The sequence below is a fragment of the Ruegeria sp. CDSA033 genome (genome assembly GCF_059612305.1).
Genome location: NZ_JBXWQI010000001.1, coordinates 74,878 through 90,919 on the forward strand (window position 1 = coordinate 74,878; position 16,042 = coordinate 90,919).

The 16,042-nt window shown below is 53.2% G+C and carries 15 protein-coding genes; 10 read left to right on the plus strand and 5 right to left on the minus strand.

What is annotated here, in order from left to right; all coding sequences use genetic code 11:
* Positions 1-309: a hypothetical protein gene (locus AC2FLA_RS00425; protein WP_271950336.1), complete on the minus strand. Its 309-nt coding sequence runs from the start codon at positions 307-309 to the stop codon at positions 1-3.
* Between the two features lie 144 nt (positions 310-453).
* On the opposite strand from AC2FLA_RS00425, the gene AC2FLA_RS00430 reads away from it, so the two are divergent.
* From AC2FLA_RS00430 to AC2FLA_RS00440, 3 genes are all read left to right on the plus strand, one after another.
* Positions 454-1,779: a tetratricopeptide repeat protein gene (locus tag AC2FLA_RS00430; RefSeq protein WP_496719646.1), complete on the plus strand. Its 1,326-nt coding sequence runs from the start codon at positions 454-456 to the stop codon at positions 1,777-1,779.
* A gap of 296 nt (positions 1,780-2,075) precedes the next feature.
* Positions 2,076-3,695 (plus strand): hypothetical protein, encoded by a 1,620-nt coding sequence (locus AC2FLA_RS00435; protein ID WP_496719648.1) that lies wholly within the window; start codon positions 2,076-2,078, stop codon positions 3,693-3,695.
* 143 nt (positions 3,696-3,838) lie between these two features.
* Positions 3,839-4,546 (plus strand): IS6 family transposase, encoded by a 708-nt coding sequence (locus AC2FLA_RS00440; RefSeq protein ID WP_496719650.1) that lies wholly within the window; start codon positions 3,839-3,841, stop codon positions 4,544-4,546.
* A 169-nt stretch (positions 4,547-4,715) separates the two neighbouring features.
* Here the strand turns inward: AC2FLA_RS00440 and AC2FLA_RS00445 are convergent, their stop codons facing one another.
* A complete protein-coding gene (locus AC2FLA_RS00445) occupies positions 4,716-5,396 on the minus strand; it encodes a GntR family transcriptional regulator (RefSeq protein WP_113788851.1) in 681 nt (226 codons plus the stop codon).
* Positions 5,397-5,736: 340 nt separating this feature from the next.
* On the opposite strand from AC2FLA_RS00445, the gene AC2FLA_RS00450 reads away from it, so the two are divergent.
* From AC2FLA_RS00450 to uxuA, 7 genes are all read left to right on the plus strand, one after another.
* Complete coding sequence (locus AC2FLA_RS00450; RefSeq protein ID WP_496719652.1) at positions 5,737-6,720, plus strand: TRAP transporter substrate-binding protein; 984 nt, start codon at positions 5,737-5,739, stop codon at positions 6,718-6,720.
* A gap of 93 nt (positions 6,721-6,813) precedes the next feature.
* Complete coding sequence (locus AC2FLA_RS00455; protein ID WP_496719653.1) at positions 6,814-7,308, plus strand: TRAP transporter small permease; 495 nt, start codon at positions 6,814-6,816, stop codon at positions 7,306-7,308.
* Complete coding sequence (locus AC2FLA_RS00460; RefSeq protein WP_496719655.1) at positions 7,305-8,615, plus strand: TRAP transporter large permease; 1,311 nt, start codon at positions 7,305-7,307, stop codon at positions 8,613-8,615. The genes AC2FLA_RS00455 and AC2FLA_RS00460 overlap by 4 nt, the downstream gene beginning before the upstream one ends.
* Before the next feature lie 96 nt (positions 8,616-8,711).
* Positions 8,712-9,455: a 3-oxoacyl-ACP reductase family protein gene (locus tag AC2FLA_RS00465; RefSeq protein WP_496719657.1), complete on the plus strand. Its 744-nt coding sequence runs from the start codon at positions 8,712-8,714 to the stop codon at positions 9,453-9,455.
* Between the two features lie 18 nt (positions 9,456-9,473).
* Positions 9,474-9,785, plus strand: a complete 312-nt coding sequence (locus AC2FLA_RS00470) for a cupin domain-containing protein (RefSeq protein WP_496719659.1) — start codon at positions 9,474-9,476, stop codon at positions 9,783-9,785.
* A gap of 5 nt (positions 9,786-9,790) precedes the next feature.
* Positions 9,791-10,708 carry a sugar kinase gene (locus AC2FLA_RS00475; protein WP_496719660.1) on the plus strand — a complete coding sequence of 306 codons (918 nt, stop codon included), beginning with the start codon at positions 9,791-9,793 and terminating at the stop codon, positions 10,706-10,708.
* A 31-nt stretch (positions 10,709-10,739) separates the two neighbouring features.
* Positions 10,740-11,936 (plus strand): mannonate dehydratase, encoded by a 1,197-nt coding sequence (gene uxuA / locus AC2FLA_RS00480; protein WP_496719662.1) that lies wholly within the window; start codon positions 10,740-10,742, stop codon positions 11,934-11,936.
* A gap of 313 nt (positions 11,937-12,249) precedes the next feature.
* Here uxuA and yghX read toward each other — a convergent pair whose 3' ends face one another.
* The 3 genes from yghX to AC2FLA_RS00495 all read right to left on the minus strand — a co-directional run bounded on the left by yghX (position 12,250) and on the right by AC2FLA_RS00495 (position 16,042).
* Entirely contained in the window at positions 12,250-13,137 is an 888-nt protein-coding gene (yghX, locus tag AC2FLA_RS00485; RefSeq protein WP_496719664.1) for a YghX family hydrolase, read from the minus strand.
* Between the two features lie 86 nt (positions 13,138-13,223).
* Entirely contained in the window at positions 13,224-14,747 is a 1,524-nt protein-coding gene (locus AC2FLA_RS00490; RefSeq protein WP_496719666.1) for a malonate--CoA ligase, read from the minus strand.
* Positions 14,744-16,042: a malonyl-CoA decarboxylase gene (locus AC2FLA_RS00495; protein ID WP_496719668.1), complete on the minus strand. Its 1,299-nt coding sequence runs from the start codon at positions 16,040-16,042 to the stop codon at positions 14,744-14,746. Before AC2FLA_RS00495 ends, AC2FLA_RS00490 begins: the two co-directional genes overlap by 4 nt.

The window sequence follows — 16,042 nt, forward strand, 5'->3', positions numbered from 1 at the left end:
TCAGTCCTTTGTTCGAGCCTGGGTGAATATGGGAACCACTTCTGAAATGGCTTTCGGGACAATCTCTGAATTGGTGAATCGAGAGAGATGCTCGGCGATTTCCTCGGCCAGCCCGTCTAGGCTTTCGGTGACAGGATCGATCAGACATGGTGACGTCTGCTCATTGACCTTCCGGACCCTCTCCAACTCGGTTGAGAGCAACTCGAAGTCACCGCAAAGTGCCTCGAACCCACGATGGTTCTTTCGCATGACTCGGATGCGGCTGATTTGGTCCGGAAAAGCGAGCTCTAGTAAGTTGATGTCCGTCATTGCCCTGGCGCCTAGTCCATCTCTGGGCACCAGGCTGAGGGCACATCGCGCAGCGCGGAAGGGTTACACCGTGAAATTAGGGTGACATTCAAATATTCATTTGACAGTATGGAGTTGAAAATACAGAGAAACTTGAAGTTTCAGATGCCCGACAGAGAATTGACCCTTGATCCGGAACGTCACGCGACCCGTGTGAAGTACGCGCTGGACCAGGTATTGGCGAGTGACATATTTGGCAAGGCGGAACGCCTTCGGAATTTTCTGAGCTACGTTGTCGAAGAGGCCATTGCGGGTAGATCCGAGGCTATTCTTGGCAAAACAATCGCTCAGGATGTTTACTTCAAGAGTTTTGCCAGTGATGACGGCCACATCAACGTTGTTCGTGTGGATGCGGGGCGGTTACGGCGGAAACTGCAGCAGTACTATGAAACGGCAGGTGCTGGAGACGATCTGCGCATTCACATTGATAGCGGCGGCTACGCGCCTTGGTTCGAGGACCGCTCTGGCAAAATTCAGAGCAATGTTGATCGTACGCCATTCAGCCCAGGATTGCCCTGGCTGATTGGCATCCCTGCTATCACCATAGCGATCATTGCTCTTGCCTACATCCTGGGCGGGCGCATGGAACAGGTTGTTGACCTCAACCAAAAGACCCCCACGCGCTCACTTGAGCGACGTGCTCTTTCCGCTAAATCACCCGCTGCAGTACAGGCGTCAAACTACTGCGATCAAGCTCGGGGCCTGCTGTTTCCAATCGCATCTATCGATAACCAGATCCTGGCTGGCGACATATTCAGTATGGCTATTAAAGAAGCCCCCGATTTCTACTGTGGATATGCTGGGTTGGCCCACAGCCTGGGAACCCAGGCCCTCCTATCGCGAGGCGGGGAAGAGCGTGACGCACTGATACTGTATTCAATAGAAATGGCACAGAAAGCGGTGGACATTGCGCCATCAAACGGCTGGAGCCAATCCGCGCTGGCATGGGTGTCTTATGTCTCTGGCGACTATGACAATGCACTGGAATATTCAGCACTCGCGCAGTCGCTACGTCCCAAAGATGGAAATGTTCTGGACTTTCGCGGCCTGATATTGCTGGTTCTGGGTCGTTTTGAAGAAGCGTATGAAGTCAGTGACCCAAGCCATCCGCGAGAAATTGGGAGCCATCGGTTTGCACACAGGAACATTCACGCAGTTGCCAGCTTTCACATTGGAGAGTTCAGGGAGGCAATCTCGTCTCTGAAATTTGCGAGTGACAACGGTGACCCTGTCAGTGCGTTGTCATTGGTTTATCTGGCGGCTGCCCATCAGAGGTTGGGTGAAACCAACAAAGCGAAGGCAATACTGAACCAACTGAAACAGTCCTGGCCAGAGTTCAGGCCAGAATTGGTTCTGGCAGCGTTTTACTCCAGCCCAGATTTGTCGGAAGGGGTGATTTCAGCCTTAACAGATGCGGGATGGCGGTTTTAAGATTTTCCTTTTCGAGCCATGGTTGGAGACAGGCACATGTGCGTAAAGTGTGTTTTACCGCCAACACAAGTGAACATACCTTGGTAGTGTTAATACACCGAAAGCGGTCATCGGAATTTGTTGTAGCTAACGGCAGCTTCGTCCGCATGGCAGACATTCATCGCAGATACAGCGAAGGTCCACTTTGAGCCCAAATTGACCGATGCCGCATAACGCACAAATGACTGCTTTGCTGACCTTAAATTGGCCACATATATTGACTAGTAACTTCCTAGATAGTTTAGGACTGAGCCTCATTGTCAAAGAACACTCTCCGATACTTGCTGGTAGCAGTGTTAGCGGCGGCAATTGTTTTGCTGACTTTGACCATCTCTCCGGCTATCCGCACTAAGGATGCCAACTTCGCGGCATGCAAAAAAGAAATGTCCGCTCAATGCCTCACAGATCTGGGTGTGGAACTCGCTATTGGTGCTCGTTCGCTTCCGCCGTACATGCGTGAAGTCGAAATGTTGGCTCAGATGGGCCGGATAGAGGATGCTTCTGCATTGGAGCTGCGCATCCTAAGTGGAAAAGATCGCCCGCCCAAGAACGTTGAAGCGGCTGTGAATATTAGGTTGGCCAGTCATCGGATAACCGAAGCAATCCGTCGTGGTGAGAGTTTACAAACGGCAATGGATGCGACGCCAGCCGTGGAGCCTGGAGCTTTGTGGATCAGCGCTCTCGACTTGCTTGGCCGCAGTCCATACGGCGCATCGGCCAGACCAAAGGTCAAACCCAATGAGCGAACGCTTAGTATCGTTTCAAACATTGCTGATGCCATCGCAATATTGGCGGAAAACGAGACGGAGAATTCCCGCACAAGCCACCTTATCTACGCAGCTGAATTGCAAGTGGCCTTGGGGAACCGTGATGGCGCTATACAACTCCTCGAAGCGCTACCGCGTACAGAAGACCCTTTCATATTTCCAACTGAAGACCTTGTGCAGCTAGTAGGTTCACAGACTGTATTGCGACTTTATCGCGAGGCTGGAGGGGCTCGTCCCAACATACTTCTGACCGCAGCTTCGGCGGAATCAGAATTGACCCTTGCGACAGGATATTTGGAAAGGGCATTTTCAGAGTTTTCCTCAAGAGATCCATGGCCTGACTTCAGTTGGATGGAACGCACCGTTCACCGGGCCGTGAGTCTCGGGCTGGATGAATTTTCACTCCGATTGGCGCGGGAGTTGGCACTTCAAGCCCAAACGGAACATTCAGCATTCCCAGTATTTCCCCACCTCGATGCAGCACGCGCGCTTATGGCCGCTAGAGCTAGCGAGATCGAGATTCGGGAAAGCCTTGTGCTTGCCGAGAGTTTTTTTCCTCGCGACGAGAGAGAGGTCGTGGGGTTAGGCGTTGTAAGCGGAGCCATCGTTTGGGGGAGCTCGGGGTTGGACGCTCAAGCCAGACGTGAAATCGCAAATCTGAGGGCGAGACTTGGAGACGTCGGCGCAGCAATTCAAATGATGGACGGGATAGACTACCCAGTGTTCGCGTGGAACGACATGCTGACCTCTGATATTCCGCTTGAGCACTTGGAGGCTCTCTTGGATGCTGCAAGCGACATTCTTTCAAAAGAAGAATATGCTTATGTCAGAGCGCAGCATGCACAGGAATTGCTTTTCTTCGGCGGCACGGAAAGTCAACGCTCCTGGGCGCTAGTAACTGCAACAAACCTCTTGCAAGGTCAGCAATTAAACGGGGATCGAGCCGCAAACGTCTATAGCTCTCTGGGGAGAGTTGGGAGAAAATTGAACGATCCAAGTATCGAAAGATTGGCGCTGATCAACATGGCTCAAGTTGCCCTCAATTCTCGAAGCTTTCGTGACCTGATTAGCGCAGGTTTTCAGTGGCACCAATCGGATCTCTCACCTTAGAGCGAACATTGGTCTTCGGCTGTTGAACGGCAGCTTTGTCCGCACAGCGGTTGTTCGTACCAACTGCAGCGAATGACCGCTTCGAGGGTCTTGTCAGAAGAACATTGCTTGAGCGGGGTTGGGGTGTTGCGTAGCTTTTGCCCATGACCAGACCTGCCTTTTTCAAGTACTTTAAAACCAGTCCCGAGATCATCCGCCTTGCGGTGATGCTGTACATCCGTTTCCCGCTCTCGCTTCGGAATGTCGAAGATCTGCTGCACGAGCGAGGCATCGACGTGAGCCACAAAACTGTCCGATACTGGTGGAACAGGTTCGGCCCGATGTTTGCATCAGAGATCCGAAGAAAACGGGTTCAGCGACTCCGAGCTTTTTCAAAATGGAAGTGGCACGTAGACGAAGTATTCGTGAAAGTGAACGGCAAACGCCACTACCTCTGGCGTGCCGTCGATCACGAAGGTGAGGTGCTTGAGGCCGTCGTCACGAAGCGTCGTAACAAAGCTGCAGCACTAAAATTCCTCCAGAAATTGATGAAGCGACATGGTTGCACCGAAGAGATCGTCACAGATCGCTTCGCTTCCTACAAGGCTGCGCTCAGAGAAATGGGTGCACTCGAAAAACAGAAAACGGGCAGGTGGCTCAACAACCGCGTCGAGAATTCGCACCTGCCGTTTCGACGACGCGAACGCGCCATGCAGCGCTTCAGGCGCATGCGAAGTTTGCAGAAATTCGCCTCCGTCCATTCCTCTGTCTACAACCACTTCAACCAGGAAAGATCGCTAGCCAGTCGAGACACCTTCAAGCTGACCCGCGCCGCCGCTCTTAGCGAGTGGCGTCAACTCTGTTCCGGATAGGTTCGCGGTTTCCGCGGCAAACTGAGACTGGTTCGAATTCGTCTGACAGCACCGCCACTCATACACAGCAGGTCGGGAACTCAACCAGAGATCGCTTCACATGCCTCCCGTTGTACGTTGAACAGCGGAGTAGTAAGGCACAAAAAAGTGCGGCTCGAAACGAAGCTACCTATTCATCAAAGTAGGCGTTGTGCGTCGTGTAAATTGCCTGGATCGTTGGAGTCAAACGCTCAAGATGCGTACGAAGGACTTGATCAGCCGCCTTTGCATCACCGTCAAAAAGATTCTTTAAGAGAGATTGGTGATCCACATACAACTCATCCATTGCTTTTTTGCTAGTTAGTGCCAGCATACAAAGGCGATCAACTTGCGCCTTGTTCTCGGCAATAATTTCGAACGCAAACTCTTGTTTGGCCGAAGCGCAAAGCAGTTTGTGAAACTGATAGTCCAGATCATGAAACAAGCTGACATCTTCCGCTGAAATTGCTTCCGCCTGTTTGCGAAGGTTAGCTTTCAATGCCGCGTCAACCGATTTGTCGCGATCTAACGCGGCAGCGCGGATAACTTCCAATTCGACCGCAGCACGCACGAAGCGAGCGTTCGCGATGAGCTGCCGTGAAAACGGCCGAACAACTGTTGCGCGCTGGGGCCGCACCAAAAGGAGATTGAGGTTGGCTAGCCGTGTGAAAGCCTCTCGCACAGGTTGACGTGAGAACCCGAATGACTTTGCTACGTCCGTTTCGGATATCTTTGTGCCAGGGAGCAGTTCCAGCCGGGTGATTTGTCCAAACAGTTCGTCAAAGACGACATCGCTACTCGTCGTGCGCTCAAGAGTTCCCAATGCTACCATTTTTTGTATTCCAACCTCTGTTTGACAGCATTGTGGCAGATCAACGAGGTAAATAATAGATCAAAATAGGATACTAGACGACAATAATTTCCATGTTTTTAAATGAAAAATACAGAATACGCAAAGTAGGTATCAATTTTTATGTTGACTAGTATCCAAGTTGTCGTGTTGTGTATGCCCATAACGAGGGCGGAGCAATCGGGCTGGCTGGGAGGGCATCAGATCATCCAGATTTGGGTGAAGACTGGTCTGGCATGGTCGCTTGAAAGGCTTCGAACACGATCACCAGTCAAAGGCGACTGGAAGAAAACAAGACCTGAACTTGATCTGGGAGGATAGAATGTTCAATTTTTCACTAAAGACTATGGCTGCGACGGCTGTTTTGCTAAGCGGGGTTTCAATTGCGCAGGCTGATGTAACACTGCGCGGCGCGAGCATGTTTGATGAAGAGCACGCCTTCACTAAGACACTGCGAGAGTTCGAGCGCCTGGTTGCCGAGAACTACGATGGTGAGGTGGAATTTGATCTGCGCCTGAATGGTGAGCTTGGGGTGGAATCTGATTACGTCACCTACCTCAATCAGGGTGTTGCTGTAGACTATACGATCCTGGCTCCGTCCAATATGGCCGTGTTTTCAGAGTCCATTCCATTGATGGATATGCCGTTCCTGTTCCGTGACCTTGAACACTGGGATGCGGTGCTTTCGTCGGATGCACTGAAACCTCTTGAGGATGATCTGCGCGAAGCCGCGGGCATTGTGATTGTGGGTTATCACGGCGGCGGTGTGCGGAATCTGGCCTCTGCCGAGCCTATCACAAACATGGATGAACTTGCAGGACACCGCATGCGGGTCATGGGGGCGCCGATTCAGGCGCAGACATTCTCGGCCGTTGGTGCGGCACCATCTGCCATCGCCTACAACGAAGTCTATAACGCAATCCAAACAGGCGTAATCGCCGGGTTCGAAAATGAAGCTGCCTCAATCCAGAACCTGAAGTTCTACGAAGTCGCGCCGCATGTTTCATTGACCCAGCACACGATCACCGTGCGCCCAATTGTGATGTCAGCAAAAATCTTCGATGAACTGCCTGAGAACCTGCAAGCCGCCATCATGGAAGCTGGCGCTGAGGCCGGTGCATTTGGTCGCGCGCTAGAGAGCGGCCAGGACGGTGAAAAACTTCAGGCGATGATCGACGCAGGTCAGATCGAAGTGCATGAGTTCGAGGGCCGCGAGAAAATGCTGGAATTGGTTCAGCCGGTCCAGGACGCCTATGCGGAAGAGCTGGGCGCGACAGAGCTGCTGAATAACGTTCGCGGAATGTAATCTCCCGGCTGACGGGCGGGTGAGTCTTCAAGCTCGCCTGTCGGCACAATTTCCGATGCGCTTGGCGCGTCACATCGCGGAGTAGGGCGGAACATGCTTGGAAAATATCTGGATAAGTTCTGCGCTGGGCTTCGCATATTGCTTGGTGTGATGATGGGGGCATTGGCGATACCGGTCGCCATGCAAGTTGTTTCTCGCTACACTGGTTTGATCCCAACTTACCTTTGGACCGAAGAGCTGGCGACGTTCCTGTTCGTCTGGATTGTGATGATCGGGTCGATTGTTGCTGTCTGGGACGGCACGCATTTCGACGTTCGGATCACCCGGAATGCGATGAGACCGCTGCCACGTTTGCTTCAGGACGGCATTGTACACGTTGCCATCATGATTTTTGGGGCGTTCTTCCTGTTTTACGGCATCGAATACACCGAATTTGGGGGCAACCAGCGGTCCGTAATGATGCGCGCCAATCTTGCGATTACGCACATCTCGGTCCCGATTGCCGGAGGATTTTGGTTTCTCTTGTCAGGCTACCGGTTGTCCGAAGCCGTCGCGAAATATCTTAACCGAGAGAGCAACCGGGCATGATCCTCGATACTGCAACTGCCGCCACGATGCTTATTGCGGGCTTTCTGGTGCTGATTTTCATCCGTATCCCAGTGGCATTCGCATTGGGTTTGGCGACTCTTCCGGTTGTGTTGCTTGAGCTGCGGCTGACGCCATTCATCGTGCTGGATCGGATGTTCCAATCCTATAATTCGTTTATCCTGTTGGCCGTTCCATTCTTTCTATTGGCAGCCAACCTGATGAATTCCGGCAAGGTAACCGACCGGTTGATCGAACTGGCACGGGTGTTGACCGGCTGGATGCCTGGCGGATTGGGCCATGTGAATGTCGCTGTGTCGATGCTGTTTGCAGGTATCTCCGGATCTTCCACAGCAGATGCGGCGGGTATCGGAAAAATCCTGATCCCTGCCATGCAGAAAGAAGGATACGATACACGGTTTGCCATTGCCATTACCGCGTGCTCTTCGGTGATGGGGGTCATCATCCCGCCGTCGATCCTGATGATTGTCTGGGGCGGTGTCATGCAGGTCTCTGTTGGCGCTTTGTTTCTGGGCGGTGCGATTCCAGGCCTGATGATTGGCCTCGCCTTGATGGCCACGGTATATGGCTTCGCAAAAGCTCGCAATTACCCGGTGACAGCGACGCCTAATTGGGGTGAGTTCTGGGCCGCTTGGAAAGGTGCCGCACTGGCTCTTTTGACGCCGGTCTTTGTGATTGGCGGTATCGTGGGCGGCCTCGTCACGCCAACTGAAAGTGCAATCATCGCAGCGGGTTATGCGCTGATCCTGGGCATGTTTGTCTATCGGACGGTCACACCAAAAGACTTGGGCTTCATCCTCTACGATACGGCACGATTTGCAGCCATTTCACTTTTTGCGATCGGCACAGCGTCGGCATTCGGCTGGCTACTGTCCTTCTACGATGCGCCGCGCCTGATCGTGAGTGTTTTGACCGCATGGGAGTTCGGAGCTTTTGGAACAGCTATACTGATTGCCCTGCTGTTTCTGCTCTTTGGTCTGTTTATCGATGCAATCCCGACAATCATCATTCTTGGCACGGTTCTGATGCCTGTGGCCCAGGCGGGCGGGGTTGATCCAATCGCTTTCGCCATCATTGGTATCGTCTCGCTTGCCTTTGGGCTTGTGACGCCACCTTACGGCTTGTGTTTGCTTATCTCTGCAGCGATTGGCGGCCTAAATGTTGTGCAAGTCCTGCGAGAGGTTGTGCTCATCCTTGCCCCAATGCTGGTCATCCTCATTCTGTTGGCAGCATTTCCCGAAATCATTCTGTGGCTCCCAAAGACAGTTATGCCGGGGGCATTCCGTTAGTGGCGTCTTCGGTTGCGCTCTGAGCGTATTCCGAAGGCGGCCAAACTAGACCCATGACAAAAGCGAAGCTCGCGCTTTGCAATAGGAAGGATCGACATGAAACTTGTAGGTAAGACCGCCATCGTGACCGGAGGAGGCCGCGATATTGGCCGCGCCGTTGCGATCAAACTCGCCTCTGAAGGCGCGAATGTTGCAATCAACTATTTTTCCAGCTCGAACGGCGCGGAGGAAACCGTTGCAGCAATCGAAGCCAATGGCGGTAAAGCGATTGCCTTGCAAGGCAACCTGAACAAGAAGGCGGATGTTGACGCGCTGGTATTCCGCACTGTCGAAGCTTTTGGCGGCGTGGACATTCTGGTCAACAACGCTGGCGGTCTGATCGCCCGTAAAACCATTGCGGAAATGTCAGTTGAGCATTGGGACGCCGTGATGACCCTGAACCTGACCAGTACATTCCTGATGACGCAGGCCTGCCTGTCCAGGATGACGTCAGGGACTATTGTGAATCTCGCCAGCCAAGCCGGGCGTGATGGCGGTGGGCCAGGTGCCGTGGCTTACGCTACGGCCAAGGGCGCGGTCATGACCATGACACGGGGCTTGGCAAAGGAAGTTGGCCCCGACATTCGAGTAAATGCGCTTTGCCCCGGCATGATCGACACCGATTTTCACAACGTTCACACACCTGATGCAGGTCGTCGCGGCTTTGAAGCCAACGCGCCGCTTAAGCGTCAAGGTCATGTGGATGACGCAGCGAATCTCGTTCTATTCCTGGCCTGCGAGGACAGTGCATTCATCACGGGCGCAAATATTGATCTCAACGGTGGTATGCTGTTTTCATAGTAGAAAAGGAGAGACCCGGTGTCCCAATTCCCGATCGTCTCGACCGGCGAAAACGTCACGCGGCAGGTCCTATCTGATCATTCGGACCTCATGGTTGTCGCCTTCCGGTTTCAGGCGACCGGGGCGATTGGTGCCCTGCACAGCCATCCGCATGTTCAGGCAACCTATGTCGAGAGCGGACGATTTCGTTTCACACTTGGTGAACGCGAACAAGAATTTGGCCCCGGTGACAGCTTTGTCATCCCGTCTGGCCAAACCCATGGCTGCATATGTCTGGAGCCCGGTACATTGGTCGACAGTTTCACACCCCGTCGCGACGATTTTCTGTAACTGACATGCGTTTCTTGGCAATCGGGGAGTGCATGGCAGAACTTGCCCCATCAGATCAGATCGGTGAGTTCAAGCTTGGTTTTGCAGGCGATACCTTCAACACAGCATGGTATCTTGCACAAGTCGCATCAGATATAGACGTCAGCTATCTGACCGCTGTCGGAGACGATGCGATCTCGCAGGACATGCGAACGTTCATGAAAGACAGCAGGATATCCGACAGGCACGTCCAAGTCATCGCAGGCAAGACGGTTGGGCTATATCTCATCCATCTCAACAATGGTGAGCGCAGTTTTTCCTATTGGCGCAACGACTCCGCAGCCAGACAACTCGCGGTCGATGAAATTGCACTTGGGCGGGCAGTTGGCGACGCAGACTTAATCTACTTGTCTGGAATAACCCTCGCCATTCTCGATCCACAATCACGCGAAAAGCTGCTTGATGCATTGCGTCGTGCCAGAGCGTACGGAATGACCGTTGCTTTCGACACGAACCTGAGACCGCGGCTTTGGTCTACGCCGCAAGAAATGACAGACACGGTTATGATGGCTGCGGCACAATCTGATATCGTTCTACCATCTTACGATGATGAAGCCGAGTGGTTCGGGGATAGCGATTCAATTGCAACGCTGAACCGATATGCAGAGATTGGTGTTGATCAGATTGTCGTCAAAAACAGTGCTCAGCCAGTGGTCTTTCAGAAAGATGGTCAACGCGGTGAGGTTGACGTTGATCCAGTGACAGGTGTTGTCGATACCACCGCGGCAGGGGACAGTTTTAATGCTGGTGTATTGGCAAGCGTTTTAAGGGCCGATGAATTAACTGACGGAATACGGCAAGGATGTCGCCTTGCAAGCCATGTCGTCCGCCACAAAGGCGCGCTCATTCCTGTCGATGTGAATCTCGGGAGAGATGAGGGGTGATGGTGGCCCTCTACGATCTAGGAGCAAGACCATGAAACAGACCTGGCGGTGGTTTGGCCCTTCCGATGCTATTTCGATTGGCGAAATCAGGCAAACCGGCGCAACCGGCATCGTCTCAGCCTTGCATCATATTCCAACAGGAGAGGTTTGGTCCGTCGATCACATCAAAGAGCGGCAGCAACAGATTGAACAGCCCGAAGGCGTTCCGTCTGGGCTGACTTGGGATGTCGTTGAAAGTGTTCCGGTGTCTGAAGCAATCAAATCGCAAACTGGCCCGATGAGGCAACACATTGAGGCCTACAAGACAAGTCTGCGAAATTTGGCAGAATGCGGTATTCACACGGTCTGCTACAACTTCATGCCAGTGCTAGATTGGACGCGAACTGACCTGAACTATCCGTTGCCGCATGGCGGGAATGCGATGCGGTTTGACCTTGTTGATTTTGCTGTTTTCGATTGTTTTATCCTATGCAGGAAGGGCGCAGAGCGAGACTATTCAGCCGAGATCATAGAAGCTGCTCAAGCTAGGTTTGCAGACCTCGGCGATGGAGATCGCCGGAGCCTGTCGAACAATATTGTCGCTGGTTTGCCGGGCGCAAACGACAATTGGTCTCTTAAGGACGTGAGACGACACCTAGGCACATATGTTGGCGTGACAACGGAAATGCTCCGGTCCAATCTGGTTGATTTCCTGTCCGAAGTCGTTCCAACGGCTGAAGGCCTTGGCCTCCGGTTATGCTGCCATCCCGATGATCCACCTTTTCCCTTGCTTGGGCTGCCAAGAGTCATGTCGTCGCAAAGTGATTACGCCGCCGTTCTGGATGCTGTCGACAGCCCGGCCAATGGGGCGACACTATGTACTGGCTCACTGGGAGTCGCTAAAGACTTCGACCCCGTATCATTCATTGCTCAGCTTGGTCATCGAATCCACTTTGTACATCTTCGAAATACAGTGCGTGAGGGTCCAAGCGACAGCAATCGCCACAGTTTTTCCGAGTCCGAACATCTGGCAGGAGACACCGATATGGTTGCAACGATCCGCGCTTTGTTAGCCGAGGAACAACGGCGCCGAAATCAGGGTCGATCAGATTGTGAAATTCCCATGCGACCGGACCATGGCCATGCCTTGCTGAGCGATCTCACATGTCCGTCGCAGCCTGGCTACCCATTAATTGGCAGGATGAGAGGTCTCGCTGAACTGCGCGGTGTTATGCGCGGCTGCAATTAGATGCATATCTGGGTTCAACGCCGTTATTCGCTGGTTACTTTTTGTCATCTTCCCACACGGAAAGAAATGGCCGTTTGACTGATTTGATGGAGAGCCTTTGAGTCGCAGATGACAGGACCTGTGCGCTAATGAAGGACCCTATGGATCAAAAACAAATTCTGAGCTGTCGCCGAGCGGCAAAACTATTCGCCGCTCGACTGCCCCTTTGATCACGGAATTCATAAAGCTCGGGCTTCTCGCTAATTGTTCTCGGAGAACTGTGGGCGTCCGCATAGCGATACCAACGCAAGGTTGTCTTCGCAGCTCACCGCAGTTACTTCAGATAGGTATTAAACCAATCAATGGTTCGGTCCCAAGCCAGGTTTGCCATCTCCTCATCATATCGTGGCGTGCTGTCATTGTGAAAGCCGTGGTTGGCATTTTCGTAGAAATAGGCTTCGTAAACCTTATCGTTGGCTTTTAGAGCAGTCTCAAAATCTGGCCAGCCCGCGTTGATGCGTTCGTCAAGCTCTCCCATCTGAATAAGCAACGGCGCCTGAATTTTGGCCACATCTTCGGCCGCTGGTTGGCGCCCGTAGAACGGGACACCTGCGGCCAGTTCGGGATAGGCCACGGCAATTGCGCTGACTACGCCACCGCCGTAGCAGAAACCGACGGCACCGACCTTTCCAGTGCAGTCTTCTCGGTTCAACAGGTATTCGAACCCATTGAAGAAGTCGTTCATCAACTCGACCCGGTCGACGTTCTTTTGCAGTTCGCGCCCATCCGCGTCGTTGCCTGGGTATCCGCCCACCGACGTCAGGCCGTCTGGGGCCAGTGCCATAAATCCGGCTTTCGCCAATCTGCGCGCCACGTCCTCAATGTAAGGGTTTAGGCCACGGTTTTCGTGGATCACCAGCACCGCGGGCAGGGGCTCATCCACACCGGCCGGTCTGACAAGGTACCCCCTGACATCGCCAGTTCCATTTGGTGAGGGATAGGTGATGTAGTCTGCATGGATATCGGGATCGTTGAATGAAACCTGCTCCGCCAGCGCGTAGTTCGGGCTGAGCATGTTCAGCAGCGCGACCGCCGACAAACCACCAACCGCGAACTTACCGGCGCGGTCCAGGAACTGGCGCTTGGTGATTTTGCCGTGTGCATAAAAGTCGTACAGGTCCAGAAGTTCCTGGTCGAAGTCCTTTGCCGTCATGCGAGTCATTGTAAGTCTCCTGATGAGTTGGCAGTTCGAAGTGAGAGGTTGTCAGATCAAAGGGTCGTGGTTGGTTTGAGTTTTTCAGCGGGCTGCTAGGACACACCCATTGGCAGTTCTTTTTGCGCGTACTGTTCGCGCAGAACGTTCTTTTGGACCTTTCCCATTGTATTGCGCGGCAGGTCCGGGACAAGTTCGTAGCGGCGGGGGTGTTTGAAGCGCGACAGCTTGTCTCTGATGGTCACCGCGATCTGTTCCATGTCAAGTTGCGCGCTGGGCTCGGCAACCAGAGTGGCAATGATAGCTTCGCCAAATTCGATGTCGGGAATGCCAAAAACTGCCGATTCCAGGATGCCGTCGATGTCGTTCAAGACGTCTTCAATTTCTTTGGGATAGACGTTGTAACCACCAGTGATGATCAGGTCTTTTGACCGACCAACGATCGACAGATAACCATCCTCGCTGCATTGACCCAGATCTCCGGTGATGAAGAACCCGTTTTCCCGTAGCTCTTCGGCGGTTTTCTCGGGCATTTGCCAATAGCCTTGGAACACATTGGGCCCTCGTACTTCGATCATTCCAACCTCGCCCCGGGGCAGCGGTTCTCCAGTTTCGGGTTTGGTAACGATCACCTCGGTGCTGGGAAGCGCCAAGCCGACAGTTCCTGCGCGACGCTCACCGTCATAGGGGTTCGAGGTGTTCATGTTCGTCTCGGTCATTCCATAGCGCTCAAGGATGCGGTGGCCGGTGCGCGTTTCGAACGCTAGGTGGGTCTCGGCTAGCAATGGGGCCGAACCAGAAATGAACAAACGCATGCTCTCTGTGACCTCTTTGGTGAAACCGTCATCCGCAAGCAATCTGGTGTAGAAAGTGGGGACACCCATCAGAAGGGTCGAGTGGGGCAACTCTTCCAAGATCATGCCAATGTCGAATTTTTCCATAAGCCGAACTTTGGCACCTGCGAGCAATGACGTATTCATCGCCACGAAAAGCCCATGTGTGTGAAAGACTGGCAGCGCATGAAGCAGGCGATCGGCGCTGGTGATGGCCCACAATTCCACAAGAGCTTGGGCATTGGACAGCAGGTTTCGCTGACTTAGCATTGCACCCTTCGAACGGCCCGTAGTGCCTGATGTATATAGCAAAGCCGCAAGGTCGTCCGGTGCGCGATCCACGGTTTCGAATACGCAGGGTTGTACGTCAGCCTCTAGGCTTAGGCTTGGACTATCGCCGCCGAGGGTCAGCAGCTTTGCGCCCGATTGGGCTGCCAATTTTTTGATTTCAGCTTCATCGTCGCTGTCGCAAATGATCATCGCCGGTTGAGCATCAGAGATGAAGTAGTCCAACTCTGCCATGGTGTAGGCAGTGTTAAGTGGCAGGTAGACAGCACCTGCCTGAACTGAAGCAGCATAGAGCGCAATCGTATCAGCCAGCTTGGGGGCCTGCACGACGATGCGATCCCCAGGAGAAACTCCGCTGTTCTGCAAAACATGCGCGATCTGTGCGGCGCGCTTCAGAAACGCGTCATAGGAAACCACCTTGCCATCATCAAGTTGCAGGAATGGAGCTTTGTTGCCCTCGTGGAGGGCAAACAAGCTGTCGTAGAGGGTATTGGTCACGCTGTATTTTCCCTTGGTTTGATCGCAAGCGCCGCAGTTGAAGCCGCACGAACTGAACGCGAGGCTTGGATCGTGGCACGTGTCGCGAATTCTTCGTGGTGACGTTCGGTTTTGTTCAAATCGTAAAGGTAGTTGACCATCGCGCCTCCGGACTGGGCGCGCCCATTTGGCGACTGATCTGCGTCAGCGTGCAGCTCATGAAGTTCAGCACCATTGCCCAGATGAAAGCGGGCCACGGGATCTAACGGCATCCCATCTTCGCGCTTTGCAAGCAACAAATACCGGGCGGCCATAGCGCGCACGTCCTGTGGCGCGGCTGTTTCTGCTAATACGGCCTCGGCGGCATGTCCGTGTACGGGTTGTTCTGTTTCACCAGCCAACCACCGGTTCAGCCCCGGTATCGGCGACAGTGTCACAAAGGTATCAAGCCCTCGAAGCTCTCGCGAAAGCTCGGTCACAACCTGTTTGATCAACAGGTTCCCAAAACTGATTCCTGCTAAACCCTTTTGGCAGTTTGAAATGGAGTAGAACGCCGCGACTTTTGCCTGCTCGGCTTCAATCGGTTCTCGAGCTTCAGACAAAAGCGTATCGATCGCGCCCGGGATTTCAGTTGTAAGGGCCACCTCGACAAATATCAGCGGCTCATCGGGCATTGAAGGGTGGAAGAACGCAAAACAACGACGGTCAGGTGGGTAGAGTCTGCGCCTCAAGTCGTCCAGATCGTGGATCTGGTGAACCGCCTCATATGCGACGATCTTGTCCAGAACGCGGGCAGGCGTATCCCAGCTGATTTGCTTGAGAACAAGAAAGCCCCGATTGAACCAGCTTCGCAACAAATGGACAAAATCAATATCGGTTCGCTTGAGTTCGGCATTGGATTTGAGAAAGCGCAACAGATCAACGCGCATTGCCACAAGTTCTTGCGTCGCACCAGACGGCTGGTTCAACCGACGCAATAACTCTTGCCGCCTGGGTTCTGCGGATTCACTAAGCTTTTGATATAGATCGACACTTTTATCATTGGCATAGAGGCGCGCCGTGTCAGCGAGTTTGTCAGCGTCTAACTCAAGCTGGTCATTCAAGTAGACAAAAAAGTCCAGCTTTCCCGCGTCATCCAGGGTCTGGTAGCGATCAAGAATGGTGGACGCGAGCGTGAAGCCTGATACCTCACCTTCTGTGGACAAAAGCGCCTCGCAAAGTTCAGCAATGGATCGTTTGTCATCCTTGCCACGCCTTTTGTCAGGACGGTCCAGCAATTGGTTTAACAGATCGCCCAGAAACCAATTCCGTTGCAT